This window comes from Enterobacter cloacae complex sp. P2B (assembly GCF_014895985.1).
GTDB lineage: Bacteria > Pseudomonadota > Gammaproteobacteria > Enterobacterales > Enterobacteriaceae > Enterobacter > Enterobacter bugandensis.
Genome location: NZ_JADBQQ010000017.1, coordinates 14359 through 30300 on the forward strand (window position 1 = coordinate 14359; position 15942 = coordinate 30300).

The following is a 15942-nucleotide window of genomic DNA, read 5'->3' on the forward strand; positions in this document are numbered from 1 at the left end:
AATATCGCACGTTTTTTTTAAGGGAAGTTGCAATGACTAAACGCGCAGGCAGGGGTAAACGAAGGGTAAATAAATGAAATTATTTTGCGAAGCAGATCGTTAGCGTCAGATTTTGTGGTGAAATAAAGCCTGTGTTGCGTTACTCTTCTGGCGGGAAAAAGATGTTTCTTGTCAGAAAGTGGTGCGTATCGTGAACAGACTTATAATGAGAGAAAATGAACGGTCTGCGGCGCGATGAACAAAAACAAAGGCGTTACGGAACTTATTGAAGATCAGACACTCTAAGCTGGTGCTTGCTCAAAGTGCGGTAGTTATAGAGTGGCGTTTCGATAACGCGTGGAATTTAGGTTTGGGGAGACATTACCTCGGATGAGCGAGCAGTTAACGGACCAGGTCCTGGTTGAACGGGTCCAGAAGGGAGATCAGAAAGCCTTTAACCTACTGGTGGTGCGCTACCAGCATAAGGTGGCGAGTCTGGTTTCCCGCTATGTACCGTCAGGTGATGTACCTGATGTGGTGCAAGAGTCTTTTATTAAGGCCTATCGCGCGCTGGAATCTTTCCGGGGAGATAGTGCTTTTTATACCTGGCTGTACCGTATTGCTGTCAATACGGCAAAGAATTACCTTGTTGCTCAGGGTCGTCGCCCGCCGTCCAGTGATGTAGACGCTATCGACGCCGAAAACTTCGAAAGTGGCGGTGCGCTGAAAGAAATTTCGAACCCTGAGAACTTAATGTTGTCAGAAGAACTGAGACAAATTGTTTTTCGCACGATCGAGTCACTCCCGGAAGATTTACGCATGGCAATTACGTTACGGGAGCTTGATGGTCTGAGCTATGAAGAGATAGCCGCTATCATGGATTGTCCGGTCGGCACGGTTCGTTCACGAATTTTCCGTGCGCGAGAAGCTATTGATAATAAAGTTCAACCGCTTATCAGGCGTTGACGATAGCGGGATACTGGAAAAGGTATTAGGCATGCAGAAAGAAAAACTTTCCGCTTTAATGGATGGTGAGACGCTGGATAGTGAGCTGCTCAACGAGCTGTCTCATTCTCCCGAAATGCAAGAGACCTGGGAGAGTTACCATCTCATCCGTGACACGCTGCGCGGTGATACCGGAGAGGTTCTCCATTTCGATATCTCAGCCCGCGTGATGGCGGCCATCGAGAATGAGCCTGTTCATCAGACCACTCCGCTGATTCCTGAAGCGCAACCCGCACCGCACCAGTGGCAAAAAATGCCGTTCTGGCAAAAAGTGCGTCCGTGGGCCAGCCAGCTCACCCAAATGGGGGTGGCTGCATGCGTATCGCTTGCAGTTATCGTTGGCGTCCAGCACTATAATACTCAGTCTGAAACTAATCAGCAGCCAGAAGCGCCAGTGTTTAACACACTGCCGATGATGGGCAAAGCCAGCCCGGTAAGTCTGGGCGTACCGGCTGATGCCTCCGCCAGCGGCGGTCAGCAACAGCAGGTTCAGGAGCAGCGCCGTCGCATTAATGCGATGTTGCAGGATTATGAGTTGCAGCGTCGTCTGCACTCTGAACAGCTTCAGTTTGAGCAGGCCCAAACTCAGCAAGCTGCTGTGCAGGTGCCCGGAAACCAAACTTTAGGAACGCAATCGCAGTAATGAAGCAACTTTGGTTCGCCATGTCTCTGATGGCGGGTAGCCTGTTCTTCTCTGCTAACGCCTCGGCTGATGTTTCATCCGGGGCGTTGTTGCAGCAAATGAATCTGGCCAGCCAGTCACTCAATTACGAGTTGGCATTTATCAGCATCAACAAGCAGGGCGTCGAGTCGTTACGCTATCGCCATGCCCGTCTTGATAACCAGCCGCTCGCCCAGCTTTTACAGATGGATGGCCCGCGTCGGGAAGTTGTCCAGCGTGGCAACGAAATCAGCTATTTCGAGCCCGGTCTGGAGCCTTTCACGCTGAATGGCGACTATATCGTTGATTCTCTACCGTCGCTTATCTATACCGACTTCAAACGACTTGCCCCTTACTATGATTTTATTTCGGTAGGGCGTACCCGTATTGCAGACAGGCTGTGTGAAGTGATCCGCGTGGTTGCGCGCGATGGTACGCGCTACAGCTATATCGTCTGGATTGATGCGGAAACCAAGCTGCCGATGCGCGTGGACCTGCTCGACCGCGACGGCGAGACGCTTGAACAGTTCCGCGTCATCTCCTTCAGCGTGAACAATCAGGTTGGCAACAGCATGCAGAATCTGGCGAAGGCCAGCCTGCCGCCGCTGCTTTCTGTTCCTGCAGGGGACTCCGCTAATTTCAACTGGGTTCCTTCCTGGATACCGCAAGGCTTTAGCGAAGTGTCCAGCAGCCGTCGTCAGTTGCCCACCATTGATACGCCGGTTGAATCACGCCTCTATTCCGATGGCTTGTTCAGCTTCTCGGTGAATATCAACCGCGCAACGGCAAACAGCGCTGAACAAATGCTTCGTACCGGGCGTCGTACGGTCAGCACCACGGTTCGCGATAACGCAGAAATCACGATTGTGGGGGAGTTACCTCCGCAGACGGCGAAGCGCATTTCAGACAGCATTAAATTCAGGGCCGCACAATGATTAAAGAGTGGGCGACCGTCGTCTCGTGGCAGAATGGTATTGCGCTGGTCAGCTGTGATGTTAAAGCCTCATGCAATAGCTGCGCATCCCGAGCCGGTTGTGGCAGTCGCGTGCTGAATAAGTTAGGGCCACAGACATCGCATACGATCTCCGTGCCGAGCGAACAGCCGCTGGTGGCGGGTCAGAAGGTGGAACTGGGCATTACGGAAGGCAGTCTGCTGAGTTCCGCGATGCTGGTCTATCTCTCGCCGCTGGTGGGGCTGTTTGTCATGGGCGGCCTTTTTCAGATGCTGTTTGGTACCGACGTGGCCGCCATGTGCGGTGCAGCTTTGGGTGGCGTAGGGGGATTCTGGATTGCCAAAGGCATCTCACCGAAGCTCGCCGCGCGCGATGAGTGGCAGCCCGTTATTCTGAGCGTTGCGCTGGCGCCTGACCAACTTCGCGTCGAGACGCACTCTTCTGAGGCCCGGTGATCCACCGGGCTTTATCATTATTTACATCTCAAAAAAGAAAACGCCATTTCTTCGCGCTATGCTTGGCTCTAAGTGCATTTCCAGGTTGCGGGTATGTAGTGTAGAATGCTGCGTTTTCGCACTGAAAAACGTCAGGCTAAGAACAGCGGCCTCCAGGAATTCGTAAGGCATAATTATTTAACTATATGAAGAACATACGTAACTTTTCGATCATTGCTCACATTGACCACGGTAAGTCGACGCTGTCTGACCGTATTATCCAGATTTGCGGTGGCCTGTCTGATCGTGAAATGGCAGCCCAGGTACTGGACTCCATGGACCTGGAACGCGAACGCGGTATCACCATCAAAGCGCAGAGCGTGACGCTCGACTATAAAGCTTCTGATGGCGAAACCTATCAACTGAACTTTATCGACACCCCAGGCCACGTTGACTTCTCCTATGAAGTATCACGCTCGCTGGCGGCCTGTGAAGGTGCGCTGCTGGTGGTCGATGCCGGGCAGGGCGTTGAAGCCCAGACCCTGGCGAACTGCTACACCGCGATGGAAATGGATCTCGAGGTTGTGCCGGTTCTGAACAAAATCGACCTGCCAGCCGCCGATCCTGAGCGCGTGGCGGAAGAGATTGAAGACATTGTCGGCATTGACGCGACCGACGCCGTACGCTGCTCCGCGAAAACCGGTGTAGGTGTGACCGACGTGCTGGAACGCCTGGTACGTGATATTCCGGCCCCGGAAGGCGACCCGGATGGTCCATTGCAGGCGCTGATCATCGACTCCTGGTTCGATAACTACCTGGGCGTGGTCTCTCTGGTGCGTATCAAAAACGGCACCATGCGTAAAGGCGACAAAATCAAGGTTATGAGTACCGGACAGGTCTACAACGCAGACCGTCTGGGTATCTTCACGCCAAAACAGGTTGACCGTACCGAGCTGAAATGCGGCGAGGTGGGCTGGCTGGTCTGCGCGATTAAAGACATCCTCGGCGCGCCAGTAGGCGATACCCTGACCGGCGCGCGTAACCCGGCAGACAAAGCGCTGCCAGGCTTCAAAAAGGTGAAACCGCAGGTTTACGCGGGTCTGTTCCCGGTCAGCTCTGACGACTACGAAAACTTCCGCGATGCGCTCGGCAAGCTGAGCCTGAACGATGCCTCCCTGTTCTACGAGCCAGAAAGTTCAACGGCGCTGGGCTTCGGCTTCCGCTGCGGCTTCCTCGGCCTGCTGCACATGGAGATTATTCAGGAGCGTCTGGAGCGTGAATACGATCTGGATCTGATCACCACCGCACCAACGGTAGTCTACGAAGTAGAAACCACCTCGAAAGAAGTGATCTACGTTGACAGCCCGTCCAAGCTGCCGCCGCTGAACAACATTCACGAGCTGCGCGAGCCTATTGCAGAATGTCACATGCTGCTGCCGCAGGAGTTCCTGGGGAACGTTATTACGCTCTGTATTGAGAAGCGTGGCGTGCAGACCAACATGGTTTACCACGGTAACCAGGTGGCGCTGACCTATGAAATCCCTATGGCGGAAGTGGTACTCGACTTCTTCGACCGTCTGAAGTCTACCTCCCGTGGCTATGCGTCACTGGATTACAACTTCAAGCGTTTCCAGGCCTCCAACATGGTGCGCGTGGACGTGCTGATCAACGGCGAGCGTGTGGATGCGCTGGCGCTCATCACCCACAATGACAATGCGCCGTACCGTGGCCGCGAGCTGGTTGAGAAGATGAAAGATCTGATCCCGCGTCAGCAGTTTGACATTGCGATTCAGGCGGCCATCGGTAACCACATCATTGCCCGCTCAACCGTGAAGCAGCTGCGTAAAAACGTTCTGGCGAAGTGCTATGGCGGTGACGTCAGCCGTAAGAAAAAGCTGCTGCAGAAGCAGAAAGAAGGTAAGAAGCGTATGAAGCAGGTCGGTAACGTTGAGCTGCCGCAGGAAGCATTCCTTGCCATTCTTCATGTCGGTAAAGACGGCAAATAACTTTTAAGGAGTTGGCATGGCGAACATGTTTGCCCTGATCCTGGTCATCGCTACGCTGGTGACAGGCCTGCTGTGGTGCCTGGATAAGTTTATCTTCGCCCCAAAACGCCGTGAACGTCAGGCTGCCGCGCAGGCAGCGACTGGCGATGCGCTTGACGCGAAAACCCTGAAGAAAGTTGGCCCGAAACCGGGCTGGCTGGAAACGGGCGCGTCGGTGTTCCCGGTGCTGGCGATTGTGCTGGTGGTACGTTCGTTTATTTATGAGCCGTTCCAGATCCCATCGGGATCAATGATGCCAACGCTGCTGATCGGTGATTTTATTCTGGTTGAGAAGTTTGCCTACGGCATTAAAGATCCGATTTACCAGAAAACGCTGATCGAAACGGGGCATCCGAAACGTGGCGACATCGTGGTGTTTAAATATCCGGACGATCCGCGTCTGGATTACATTAAGCGCGCGGTGGGGCTGCCGGGTGATAAAGTGACCTACGATCCGGTTGCGAAGGAAGTCACCGTTCAGCCGGGCTGCAGCTCCGGTACCGCGTGTGAAAACGCGCTGCCAATCACCTACTCAAACGTTGAGCCAAGTGATTTCGTGCAGACTTTCGCCCGTCGTAACGGCGGTGAAGCGACCAGCGGATTCTTCCAGGTGCCAAAAGGTGAAACCAAAGAGAACGGCATTCGTCTGGTTGAGCGCAAAGAGACGCTGGGCGATGTCACTCACCGCATTCTGACCGTGCCAATCGCGCAGGACCAAGTGGGGATGTATTACAAACAGCCGGGTCAGCAGCTGGCCAGCTGGATCGTACCGCCGGGACACTACTTCATGATGGGCGATAACCGCGATAACTCCGCGGACAGCCGTTACTGGGGCTTTGTGCCGGAAGCGAATCTGGTGGGTAAAGCAACCGCGATCTGGATGAGTTTTGAGAAGCAGGAAGGCGAGTGGCCGACCGGGGTGCGCCTGAATCGTATTGGCGGAATCCATTAATTCTCAGGAAAAGAACACGTAGCCGCGTTATTTCGCGGCTACGTGAATTATTTCCTCGATAAATCTCTTTGAACTAACGACATCCCCTGTCGTTGTGTATAGAATATTCCCCCGAAGTTTATGGTTGGCCCTGCAAGGGTGCCACGGCACACGAAACCGCGTTGGTTTTCTCAGGTCGGTTTCGTGTGCTGCATTTTTGACGCATTCATTTATTGGTATCGCATGAACCCCATCGTAATTAATCGGCTTCAACGGAAGCTGGGCTACACTTTTCATCATCAGGAGTTGTTGCAACAGGCATTAACCCATCGCAGTGCCAGCAGCAAACATAATGAGCGTCTCGAGTTTCTGGGTGACTCTATTTTAAGTTTCGTGATTGCGAATGCGCTTTATCATCGTTTCCCGCGCGTGGACGAAGGTGATATGAGCCGCATGCGCGCCACGCTGGTGCGCGGCAACACCCTCGCTGAAATCGCGCGCGAATTTGAACTGGGCGAATGTCTGCGTCTTGGGCCGGGTGAACTGAAAAGCGGCGGCTTCCGTCGTGAATCTATTCTTGCCGATACGGTCGAAGCATTAATTGGTGGCGTGTTCCTGGACAGCGATATCCAGACCGTAGAAAAGCTGATCCTTAACTGGTATCAGACCCGTCTGGACGAAATTAGCCCGGGCGATAAACAAAAAGATCCGAAAACGCGCCTGCAGGAATATTTGCAGGGCCGTCATCTGCCGCTGCCATCCTATCTGGTGGTGCAGGTTCGTGGCGAAGCGCACGATCAGGAATTTACCATCCATTGCCAGGTCAGTGGCCTGAGTGAACCGGTGGTGGGCACAGGTTCGAGCCGCCGTAAGGCTGAACAGGCTGCCGCCGAACAGGCGTTAAAAATGCTGGAGCTGGAATGAGCGAAGAAAAAACCTATTGCGGATTTATTGCCATCGTCGGACGTCCGAACGTCGGCAAATCCACCCTGCTGAATAATCTGCTTGGGCAGAAGATTTCCATCACCTCGCGTAAGGCGCAGACCACGCGTCACCGCATCGTCGGCATCCATACTGAAGGCGCATATCAGGCAATCTACGTCGATACCCCTGGCCTGCACATGGAAGAGAAGCGCGCCATTAACCGTCTGATGAACAAGGCGGCGAGCAGCTCCATCGGCGACGTAGAACTGGTGATTTTCGTTGTGGAGGGCACCCGCTGGACGCCGGACGACGAAATGGTACTGAACAAGCTGCGTGACGGCAAAACGCCGGTGATCCTCGCGGTCAACAAAGTTGACAACGTGCAGGAAAAAGCTGACCTGCTGCCGCACCTGCAGTGGCTGGGCAGCCAGATGAACTTCCTCGATATCGTTCCGCTGTCTGCTGAGACCGGCCTGAACGTCGATACCATCGCGGGCATCGTACGTAAGCATCTGCCGGAAGCGATTCACCACTTCCCGGAAGATTACATCACCGATCGCTCTCAGCGCTTTATGGCGTCTGAAATCATCCGTGAAAAGCTGATGCGTTTCCTGGGTGCCGAGCTGCCGTACTCTGTGACGGTGGAGATCGAGCGTTTCCAGAGCAACGAGCGCGGTGGCTACGACATTAACGGCCTGATCCTCGTCGAGCGTGAAGGGCAGAAGAAGATGGTGATCGGCAACAAAGGCGCCAAGATCAAAACCATCGGTATCGAAGCCCGTAAGGACATGCAGGAGATGTTCGAAGCGCCAGTTCATCTGGAACTGTGGGTGAAGGTGAAATCTGGCTGGGCCGATGATGAGCGTGCTCTGCGCAGCCTCGGTTACGGCGAAGATCAGTAACTCAAGACGACGAGTATAATGGAAGGTTGGCAGCGCGCCTTCGTTCTCCATAGTCGTCCCTGGAGCGAAACCAGCCTGATGCTGGACGTCTTCACGGAAGAGTCGGGCCGCGTGCGCCTTGTTGCGAAAGGCGCACGTTCCAAACGTTCTAATCTGAAGGGTGCCCTACAGCCTTTTACGCCGCTGCTGGTTCGCTTTGGCGGGCGAGGGGAAGTCAAAACCTTGCGCAGCGCTGAAGCCGTCTCTCTGGCGCTTCCCCTTTCTGGCATCACGCTCTACAGCGGTCTGTATGTCAACGAGCTCATCTCCCGCGTCCTTGAACATGAGACTCGCTTCTCGGAACTTTTCTTCGATTATCTGCACTGTATCCAGGCACTGGCGGGTGCGACCGGCACGCCCGAACCCGCCCTGCGTCGTTTCGAACTGGCGCTGCTGGGCCACCTCGGGTACGGCGTGGATTTTCTGCACTGCGCAGGCAGCGGTGATGAGGTGGAAGACACCATGACCTACCGCTACCGCGAAGAAAAAGGCTTTATTGCCAGCGTCGTCGTTGATAACAGTACTTTTACCGGACGCCAGCTCAGAGCGCTTTATGAACGCGAGTTTCCGGACGCCGATACCCTGCGCGCAGCAAAACGCTTTACCCGGATTGCCCTCAAGCCGTATCTTGGCGGCAAGCCCTTAAAGAGCCGCGAATTATTCAGGCAGTTTATGCCCAAACGTTAGACCACAGCATCAGAAAGAAAACCGAGGATTGTCATGGCTGAATTACTGTTAGGCGTCAACATCGACCACATCGCCACCCTGCGTAACGCGCGCGGCACGGCGTATCCCGATCCGGTTCAGGCGGCGTTTATCGCTGAACAGGCTGGTGCCGACGGCATTACCGTTCACCTGCGTGAAGACCGCCGCCACATTACCGACCGCGACGTGCGCATTCTTCGTCAGACGCTGGACACCCGTATGAATCTGGAGATGGCGGTCACCGAAGAGATGCTGACCATTGCCTGCGAGACCAAACCGCACTTCTGCTGCCTGGTGCCGGAAAAACGCCAGGAAGTGACCACCGAAGGTGGACTGGACGTGGCGGGGCAGCAGGACAAAATGCGCGATGCCTGCAAGCGCCTGGCGGATGCCGGTATCCTGGTTTCTCTGTTTATCGACGCCGATTTCGCGCAGATTAAAGCGGCAGCCGACGTGGGCGCGCCGTATATCGAAATTCACACCGGCTGCTATGCCGATGCTAAAAACGATGCCGAGCAGGCCAAAGAGCTGGAGCGTATCGCCAAAGCGGCCACCTACGCCGCGAGCCTGGGACTGAAGGTTAATGCCGGTCACGGCCTGACCTACCACAACGTGAAGGCCATTGCTGCTCTGCCGGAAATGCATGAGCTGAACATCGGCCACGCCATTATTGGCCGCGCGGTGATGAGCGGCCTGAAAGAAGCGGTTTCAGAGATGAAACGCCTGATGCTGGAAGCGCGTCAGTAATGGCCATTCTGGGCTTAGGCACCGATATCGTCGAAATAGCTCGCATTGAAGCGGTGATCGCCCGGAGCGGCGATCGCCTGGCAAGGCGCGTGCTGAGCGATAACGAATGGGCCATCTGGGAAGCGCACCAGCAGCCGGTGCGTTTTCTGGCAAAGCGCTTTGCGGTAAAAGAGGCGGCAGCCAAAGCGTTCGGGACCGGCATTCGTAACGGCCTGGCATTTAACCAGTTCGAAGTTTTTAATGATGATCTGGGCAAACCGCGCCTGCGTCTGTGGGGTGAAGCGCAAAAGCTGGCGGAGAGGCTGGGGGTGAATCATATGCACGTGACGATCGCAGATGAACGCCACTATGCCAGCGCGACGGTGATTATCGAAAGCTAAATTTTGTCCGCGTGGTGCATCAGGACAAATTTATCCCACAGCTGCTCTTCGCTCTCGACGTGTGTCGGATCCTTCAGAATAGTGTTGGGGATCGGGCACACCTTCTGGCAGGTCGGTGTCTCATAGTGGCCGACGCATTCCGTGCAGCGGTCGCTGTTAATCTCGTAAATGCTGTCGCCCATCGAAATCGCCTGGTTCGGGCATTCGGGTTCGCACATATCGCAATTGATGCATTTTTTGGTAATTAACAGCGCCATCAGGAAATTCTCAGAAACAACACAAACTGGGCGGGCATTATACGCGTCAAACCAGTTTCTTTACCAGTTCTTCGCTGTGACGAATGCGCTCGGGCGCGCGCTCCAGATCCTGCTGTACCAGCGCCATAAACAGCAGGTCCGTCAGCATCATTTGTGCGCTGGTGGACGAAATTGCCGCGCTGCGCGTGGCCTGCTCTTCGGCAATGGTATACAAACAGCGCGTTGCCCGCTGCTGCAGCGCATTTGGCGTAAAGCCGGTGATCGCCAGAATTTTGCCGCCGACGCGCAGGGCTTCGTCGGTCGCCATGTTGATCTCGCGGCGCTCGCCGGAGTAGGAGATGGCCAGCAGCAGATCGTCAGGATCCATCGCCTGCACGGTCGCCAGCAGGGCGTGCATATCCTGCTCGACGATGGCGTTAAAACCGATTTTAGTCAGCTTCCAGCCAAAATTACGCGCCACCAGACCGGACGCGCCAATACCGGTCAAAATAATACGCCGCGCCGCCCGCAGCATCGCCACGCTTTCCAGTAATTTCTCTTCGGTATTCACGTCCAGCGTGGCGTGCATGGCCGCCACGTTCTCCTTGATCAGCTTTTCCCCAACCAGACGCATCGGGTCATCGCCGCGGATCTGGTTATGCACCGGCATGGACTGCGGATTCGGGTTACTCACCAGCGCTTCGCTGATTGCCAGCTTAAGAGCGGGAAAACCCTTAAACCCGATCTTCTGGGCAAATTTCACCACGCTTGACTGGCTCACTCCAGCTTCGCTTGCCAGCTGCTGTGAGCTGAGGTGGCGGGCGCGATCGGGCTGAGAAAGCAGAAAATCCGCCAGCTTTTTGTCGCTTTGAGCAAAGCCGGCGTAGCGCTGGCGAATGCGAATTAAACAGTTCATGAGTACTCCCGGCGGAAATGTGATTGTCTGCGCAAAAACGAATTCTGCTCGCCTGAATGAATTTTATATTCCATTATAGTGTGATTATTATGAATTAAAAATTCTTGAGGTACAAAAAATGAATCTTGGCTCACTTGTTTCTGAAAGGCGTAACCCGCAAACCATGGATCTGGATGCGCTCTCCACCCTGGAGCTGGTTAACCGCTTTAATCAACAGGATACGCTGGTAGCGCAGGCAGTGAAAGAGACATTGCCAGAGGTGGCGAAAGCGGTCGATGCGGCGGCGGAAGCTCTTAAGGTCGGTGGTCGCATTATCTATATGGGGGCCGGTACCAGCGGGCGTCTCGGGGTGCTGGATGCCTCGGAATGTCCGCCCACCTTTGGCGTTCCGCACGGCCTGGTGGTTGGCCTGATTGCAGGTGGTCCCGGCGCGCTGCTGAAGGCCGTTGAAGGGGCGGAGGACAACAAACAGCTGGGTGAGGATGACCTGAAGGATCTGAACCTGACGGCGAACGATCTGGTGGTCGGCCTGGCGGCATCCGGGCGCACGCCGTACGTCATTGGCGGCCTGGAATACGCCAACCGGACCGGCTGCACGACGGTCGCCATCTCCTGCAACCCCGGCTCGCCGATTGCGCAGGTGGCCGCTATCGCCATCTCTCCGGTCGTTGGGCCGGAAGCGCTCACCGGCTCCACGCGCCTGAAATCCGGGACCGCGCAAAAGCTGGTGCTCAATATGATCTCCACCGGTGCGATGGTGAAGTTCGGCAAGGTCTACCAGAACCTGATGGTCGATATGCAGGCCACCAACGTCAAGCTGGTGGACAGAGCCTGCCGCATGGTGATGGAGGCGACAGGCGCGGGCCGTGAAGAGGCAGAAGCGGTGCTCAGGCAGACCGATCACGACGTAAAACCAGCCATTTTGATGATCTTAAGCGGGCTGGACGCGGCGGCTGCGCGAGCCAAACTCGACGCGCACAACGGCTTCTTACGGGCGGCTTTAGAAAACTAGCAGAGGCGTTTATGGACAAAACAGCAGCGCTCGCCAGCGATATCCTGCAGGGGATAGGCGGGGAGAAAAATATTCAGCGTCTGGAAAACTGCATGACGCGCGTGCGCGTCGAGGTGCATAACGACGATCAGCTTGACGTGCCGGGCCTGAAGAAGCTGTCCGGCGTCAGTGGCTACGTGAAACAGGGGCAGCAACACCAGTTGATCGTCGGGCCGGGCAAGGCGGCGCAGGTTGTCGACGCCATGCGCGCGCTGATGGTCGGCGGTACAAGCGTGACGGTTGACGACGCTGAACGCACCAAAGCGCAGGCGAAGGCCAAATACAAAGCTCCCATGAGCGATGCGCTGCGACAGCTGGCAAACGTCTTTATCCCGCTGATCCCGGCGTTTATAGCTTCCGGCTTGATCACCGGGATCATCAACATCCTCAAGCGGCCAGATATTGTCGGGGATTTTGCCACGCAGTATCCGAACCTGCTGGGCATTCTCGGGATCTTCGGCAGCGCGGTGTTTGCCATTATGAACATCCTGGTCGGGGTCAATACTGCGAAGGTGTTTGGCGGCTCGCTGGCAATGGGCGGCGTGATGGCAGGGATCTTGTCCAGCCCGCAGCTGGCGCAAATCACGCTGTTTGGCGAGGCGCTCCAGCCTGGTCGCGGCGGGGTGATTGCCGTGCTGCTGGTGGTTATTCTTATGTGCTGGATCGAGAAAAAGCTACGCGCGGTTCTGCCTGGCTCGATTGAGCTGATCCTCAACCCGCTGCTGACCACGTTAATTACCGGTAGCGTCGCGATTGTGGTCCTTCAGCCACTAGGCGGGTGGATCTCTGACGCCATCGCCCACGGCGCGTCTCTGGCTATCGACCGCGGCGGCCTGCTGGTGGGGGCGGTGCTGTCAGGTACCTTCCTGCCGCTGGTGCTGACCGGCCTGCATCAGGGGCTGGTGCCGATCCACGTCGAGCTGGTGCAGGCGCACGGTTATAACGCGCTGCTGCCTATTCTCTCGATGGCGGGCGTCGGGCAGGTGGGGGCAGCGATTGCCGTCCTGATGAAAACCCGCAACGCGCGCCTGAAAAAAGTGATTAAAGGGGCGCTGCCGGTCGGGCTGCTCGGCATTGGCGAGCCGCTGATATTCGGCGTCACGCTGCCGCTGGGTAAACCGTTCCTTGCGGCCTGTCTGGGGGGCGCGGTAGGCGGGGCTCTCATCAGCTACTGGAAAGTCGCCACCGTTATCACCTTTGGTCTCTCCGGTTTACCGCTGGCATTAACCATCGTGACCGGAAAAGTCATGCTCTATCTGTTAGGCTATTTAGTAGCGGTGATCGCCGGGTTCCTGTTTACCTGGCTGTTAGGATTCAACGACCCAGAGGAGTAAGGTTTGGCCAATCACGAGCGTCGCGTTGTCTTTTTCGATCTGGATGGAACGCTGCATCAGCAGGATATGTTTGGTACGTTTATGCGCTACCTGCTGCGGCGTCAGCCTCTGAACGCGCTGCTCGTCTTACCGCTCTTACCCCTCATTGGCATCGCGCTGCTGGTAAAAGGCCGGGCGGCGCGCTGGCCGATGAGCCTGCTGCTGTGGGGATGTACGTTTGGCCACAGCGAAGCGCGGCTCAAACAGCTCGAAAAGGAGTTCGCTCTCTGGTTCCGCGGCCACGTTGCCGCGTTTCCCGTGGTGCAGGCGCGACTGACCAGCTATCTTGACGCCAACGATGCCGATATCTGGCTGATTACCGGCTCCCCGCAGACGCTGGTGGAGCAGGTCTACTTTGATACCCCCTGGCTGCCGCGCGTAAATCTTATCGCCACGCAAATCTCCCGCGGCTACGGCGGCTGGGTCCTGACGATGCGCTGTCTGGGGCATGAAAAAGTGGTCCAGCTGGAAAAACGCATCGGCACGCCGCTGCGTCTTTACAGCGGCTACAGCGACAGCAAGCAGGACAACCCGCTGCTCTATTTTTGCCAGCACCGCTGGCGCGTTACTCCCCTCGGTGAACTTCAGCAACTCGAATAGTCTTATCTGTAAGGGCTGTGTATAATGCCGCCCGCTTTTCGACTGGAGTATCAATCCTTGTCCACCTCAGAACACAATCATGAATACTGGATGCGCCACGCGCTGGCGCTGGCTCAACGGGCCTGGGACGAGGGCGAAGTGCCCGTGGGCGCGGTGCTGGTTCATAACAACCGGGTGATTGGGGAAGGGTGGAACCGTCCTATTGGCCGCCACGATCCTACCGCGCACGCCGAAATTATGGCGCTTCGTCAGGGCGGGCTGGTGCTGCAAAACTATCGTCTGCTCGATACCACCCTGTACGTCACCCTTGAACCCTGCGTGATGTGCTCCGGGGCGATGGTGCACAGCCGAATCGGTACCCTGGTGTTTGGAGCGCGGGATGAAAAAACCGGTGCGGCCGGTTCACTGATGGACGTGCTGGGTCATCCCGGAATGAATCATCAGGTGCAGACTATCGGTGGGGTACTTGCACCAGAGTGTTCGGGGCTATTAAGCGATTTCTTTCGAATGCGCCGTCAGCAGAAAAAGCAACAAAAGGCAGAATTGAAGTTGTCGGATGATTAAGCTCGTCCGGCGCCACAACCGGATAACTTTCCGCCAGCTGTTTTGCCTCTGTTGCCTCTTTCTCTTTCTCCAGCAGATAGCCGACCAGGCTAATCTGATACTTACGTATATTTTCCACGTAGGCGTAGGCTTCATGTCCGCGCGCGTAGCCATACGTCAGCTTGTTGTACCATGGCTTCTGGCTCAGCAGCGGCAGGCGCTGTTTTACGTCTGACCAGCTGTCCGGGTTTCCCTTCGTTTTCGCCGTCAGAGCCCGCGCGTCAAGCATGTGCGCGTAGCCCATGTTGTAGGCCGCCAGCGCAAACCAGATCCGTTCTTCTTCCGGCACGGTTTCCGGGACTTTAGCCATCATATCCTGCAGGTAGCGCGTCCCGCCGCTGATGCTCTGTTCCGCATCGGTGCGGTCGTTAACGCCCAGGCTCAGCGCGGTATTTTTGGTTAACATCATCAGTCCGCGTACGCCCGTTGGCGACGTGGCCTGGGTGTCCCAGTGGGACTCCTGGTACGAGATAGCCGCCAGCAGTTTCCAGTCAATCTCCTGGGCATATTTTTCGAAAAGCGGCTGCAGGTCAGGCAGGACGCTGTCAACCGCGCGCAGGAAGCTGCGGGTGTCAACGTAGTCAAAGTCATCCCCGTGGCCGAGGTACTTCTCCTCAAGTCGCGCCAGCGTGCCGTCTTCATTGATGGTGTTATAAAAATCCAGCATGGCCGCCGAGAGGGTCTGGTCATCATCCAGATGGGTAAACCAGGTCACCGGCTGTTCGTCCGTCACGTCCAGCGCCACGGCGATTTCAGGATGCACCCGCTGGAACAGGCTGATCGCCACCGAATCGGCGATGGTGTAGGGCAGTTTCTGATCTTTGACCTGCTCCAGCAGCTCCGTCGTGCCGAGTTTAGGGTCAACCGTCCAGCTCAGATCCGGGTATTTTTTCTCCTTTAACTCACGCAGGTCGTCAATCACTACGTGGCCGGGAGCAATCGTCAGCTGTTGCGCGTTGATCGAGGCAAGCGTACGCGGGCGCAGGCTCCCGACGCGATAAACCAGCTGCTGGGAAACGGAGTAGTAGGTCGGGCCCGGCTGGTAGTTCTTGCTGCGCTCGCTGTTATAGACCAGCCCGGCAGCGAGGATATCGGCGTTGTTGTTGTCCAGGTCGTCAAACAGCTGGTTGATGTTCTGGCGGACGGTAATTTTAAGCTTCACGCCCAGATAATCGGCAAACTGCTGCGCCAGCTCATAATCCAGACCAATAATTTTGCCGTTGATGTCGCTGTAAATCAGCGGAGAGTTGAGGGTACTGACGCGCAGTTCCCCCCGCTCCTGAATGGCGGCGATACGATTTTCGGCTTTGCCGAACCAGGGGATGGAAGGCCAGAGGGCCACTGCCAGCAGCAACGTTACAATGCCGATGAGCAGATAATTAATCTTTAATTTTTTCAATTAGTTAATTCTCTGCGACGCCGGTTGCCTCAGTCTGCTGTAGCCATGTTAATCATAAG

The 15942-nt window shown here is 55.9% G+C and carries 19 protein-coding genes; 16 read left to right on the forward strand and 3 right to left on the reverse strand.

Translation table 11 applies throughout. The annotated features are described in order from the left end of the window. The first annotated feature begins 289 nt into the window (after positions 1-289). The 12 genes from rseD (at position 290) to acpS (ending at position 9705) form a co-directional block, all read left to right on the forward strand. Positions 290-373, forward strand: a complete 84-nt coding sequence (rseD, locus tag IM313_RS22790) for a rpoE leader peptide RseD (protein ID WP_231940818.1) — start codon at positions 290-292, stop codon at positions 371-373. Then, positions 370-945, forward strand: a complete 576-nt coding sequence (gene rpoE, locus IM313_RS15150; protein WP_028014102.1) for an RNA polymerase sigma factor RpoE — start codon at positions 370-372, stop codon at positions 943-945. Before rseD ends, rpoE begins: the two co-directional genes overlap by 4 nt. A 31-nt stretch (positions 946-976) precedes the next feature. Beyond that, a complete protein-coding gene (rseA, locus tag IM313_RS15155; RefSeq protein ID WP_014832926.1) occupies positions 977-1627 on the forward strand; it encodes an anti-sigma-E factor RseA in 651 nt (216 codons plus the stop codon). After that, positions 1627-2580, forward strand: coding sequence for a sigma-E factor regulatory protein RseB (rseB, locus tag IM313_RS15160; protein WP_041908666.1), 954 nt, complete (start codon positions 1627-1629; stop codon positions 2578-2580). Before rseA ends, rseB begins: the two co-directional genes overlap by 1 nt. Further along, on the forward strand, positions 2577-3053 hold the full coding sequence (rseC, locus tag IM313_RS15165; protein WP_192971197.1) for a SoxR-reducing system protein RseC: 477 nt from the start codon (positions 2577-2579) through the stop codon (positions 3051-3053). Before rseB ends, rseC begins: the two co-directional genes overlap by 4 nt. 185 nt (positions 3054-3238) lie before the next feature. After that, a complete protein-coding gene (gene lepA, locus IM313_RS15170; RefSeq protein ID WP_028014099.1) occupies positions 3239-5038 on the forward strand; it encodes a translation elongation factor 4 in 1800 nt (599 codons plus the stop codon). 16 nt (positions 5039-5054) lie between these two features. Further along, positions 5055-6029 (forward strand): signal peptidase I, encoded by a 975-nt coding sequence (lepB, locus tag IM313_RS15175; protein WP_047364182.1) that lies wholly within the window; start codon positions 5055-5057, stop codon positions 6027-6029. 222 nt (positions 6030-6251) lie between these two features. Continuing rightward, the gene (gene rnc, locus IM313_RS15180; protein ID WP_003860711.1) at positions 6252-6932 is read left to right on the forward strand and encodes a ribonuclease III; all 681 of its coding nucleotides are present in this window, start codon (positions 6252-6254) and stop codon (positions 6930-6932) included. After that, positions 6929-7834 carry a GTPase Era gene (gene era / locus IM313_RS15185; protein WP_028014097.1) on the forward strand — a complete coding sequence of 302 codons (906 nt, stop codon included), beginning with the start codon at positions 6929-6931 and terminating at the stop codon, positions 7832-7834. The genes rnc and era overlap by 4 nt, the downstream gene beginning before the upstream one ends. An 18-nt stretch (positions 7835-7852) precedes the next feature. Continuing rightward, complete coding sequence (recO, locus tag IM313_RS15190) at positions 7853-8560, forward strand: DNA repair protein RecO (RefSeq protein WP_028014096.1); 708 nt, start codon at positions 7853-7855, stop codon at positions 8558-8560. Positions 8561-8593: 33 nt separating this feature from the next. After that, entirely contained in the window at positions 8594-9325 is a 732-nt protein-coding gene (gene pdxJ / locus IM313_RS15195; RefSeq protein ID WP_041908673.1) for a pyridoxine 5'-phosphate synthase, read from the forward strand. Further along, positions 9325-9705, forward strand: a complete 381-nt coding sequence (gene acpS, locus IM313_RS15200) for a holo-ACP synthase (protein ID WP_048999420.1) — start codon at positions 9325-9327, stop codon at positions 9703-9705. Before pdxJ ends, acpS begins: the two co-directional genes overlap by 1 nt. On the opposite strand, the gene IM313_RS15205 is transcribed toward acpS, so the two are convergent. Continuing rightward, positions 9702-9962, reverse strand: coding sequence for a YfhL family 4Fe-4S dicluster ferredoxin (locus tag IM313_RS15205; protein WP_028014093.1), 261 nt, complete (start codon positions 9960-9962; stop codon positions 9702-9704). The two genes, acpS and IM313_RS15205, sit on opposite strands and share 4 nt — an antisense overlap. 46 nt (positions 9963-10008) lie before the next feature. Beyond that, on the reverse strand, positions 10009-10857 hold the full coding sequence (locus IM313_RS15210) for a MurR/RpiR family transcriptional regulator (protein ID WP_028014092.1): 849 nt from the start codon (positions 10855-10857) through the stop codon (positions 10009-10011). A 118-nt stretch (positions 10858-10975) separates the two neighbouring features. Here IM313_RS15210 and murQ point away from each other — a divergent pair, with 118 nt between their 5' ends. Genes murQ through tadA form a run of 4 tightly spaced genes read left to right on the forward strand, consistent with a single transcriptional unit; the run spans position 10976 to position 14445 of the window. Beyond that, the gene (murQ, locus tag IM313_RS15215; RefSeq protein WP_048999418.1) at positions 10976-11869 is read left to right on the forward strand and encodes an N-acetylmuramic acid 6-phosphate etherase; all 894 of its coding nucleotides are present in this window, start codon (positions 10976-10978) and stop codon (positions 11867-11869) included. A gap of 11 nt (positions 11870-11880) precedes the next feature. After that, complete coding sequence (locus IM313_RS15220; protein ID WP_048999417.1) at positions 11881-13242, forward strand: PTS transporter subunit EIIC; 1362 nt, start codon at positions 11881-11883, stop codon at positions 13240-13242. Between the two features lie 3 nt (positions 13243-13245). Beyond that, complete coding sequence (gene yfhb / locus IM313_RS15225) at positions 13246-13881, forward strand: phosphatidylglycerophosphatase C (protein ID WP_028014089.1); 636 nt, start codon at positions 13246-13248, stop codon at positions 13879-13881. A gap of 24 nt (positions 13882-13905) precedes the next feature. Beyond that, the gene (tadA, locus tag IM313_RS15230) at positions 13906-14445 is read left to right on the forward strand and encodes a tRNA adenosine(34) deaminase TadA (RefSeq protein ID WP_032644904.1); all 540 of its coding nucleotides are present in this window, start codon (positions 13906-13908) and stop codon (positions 14443-14445) included. On the opposite strand, the gene mltF is transcribed toward tadA, so the two are convergent. After that, the gene (gene mltF, locus IM313_RS15235) at positions 14333-15883 is read right to left on the reverse strand and encodes a membrane-bound lytic murein transglycosylase MltF (RefSeq protein WP_048999416.1); all 1551 of its coding nucleotides are present in this window, start codon (positions 15881-15883) and stop codon (positions 14333-14335) included. The genes tadA and mltF overlap by 113 nt on opposite strands. Positions 15884-15942 lie beyond the last annotated feature (59 nt).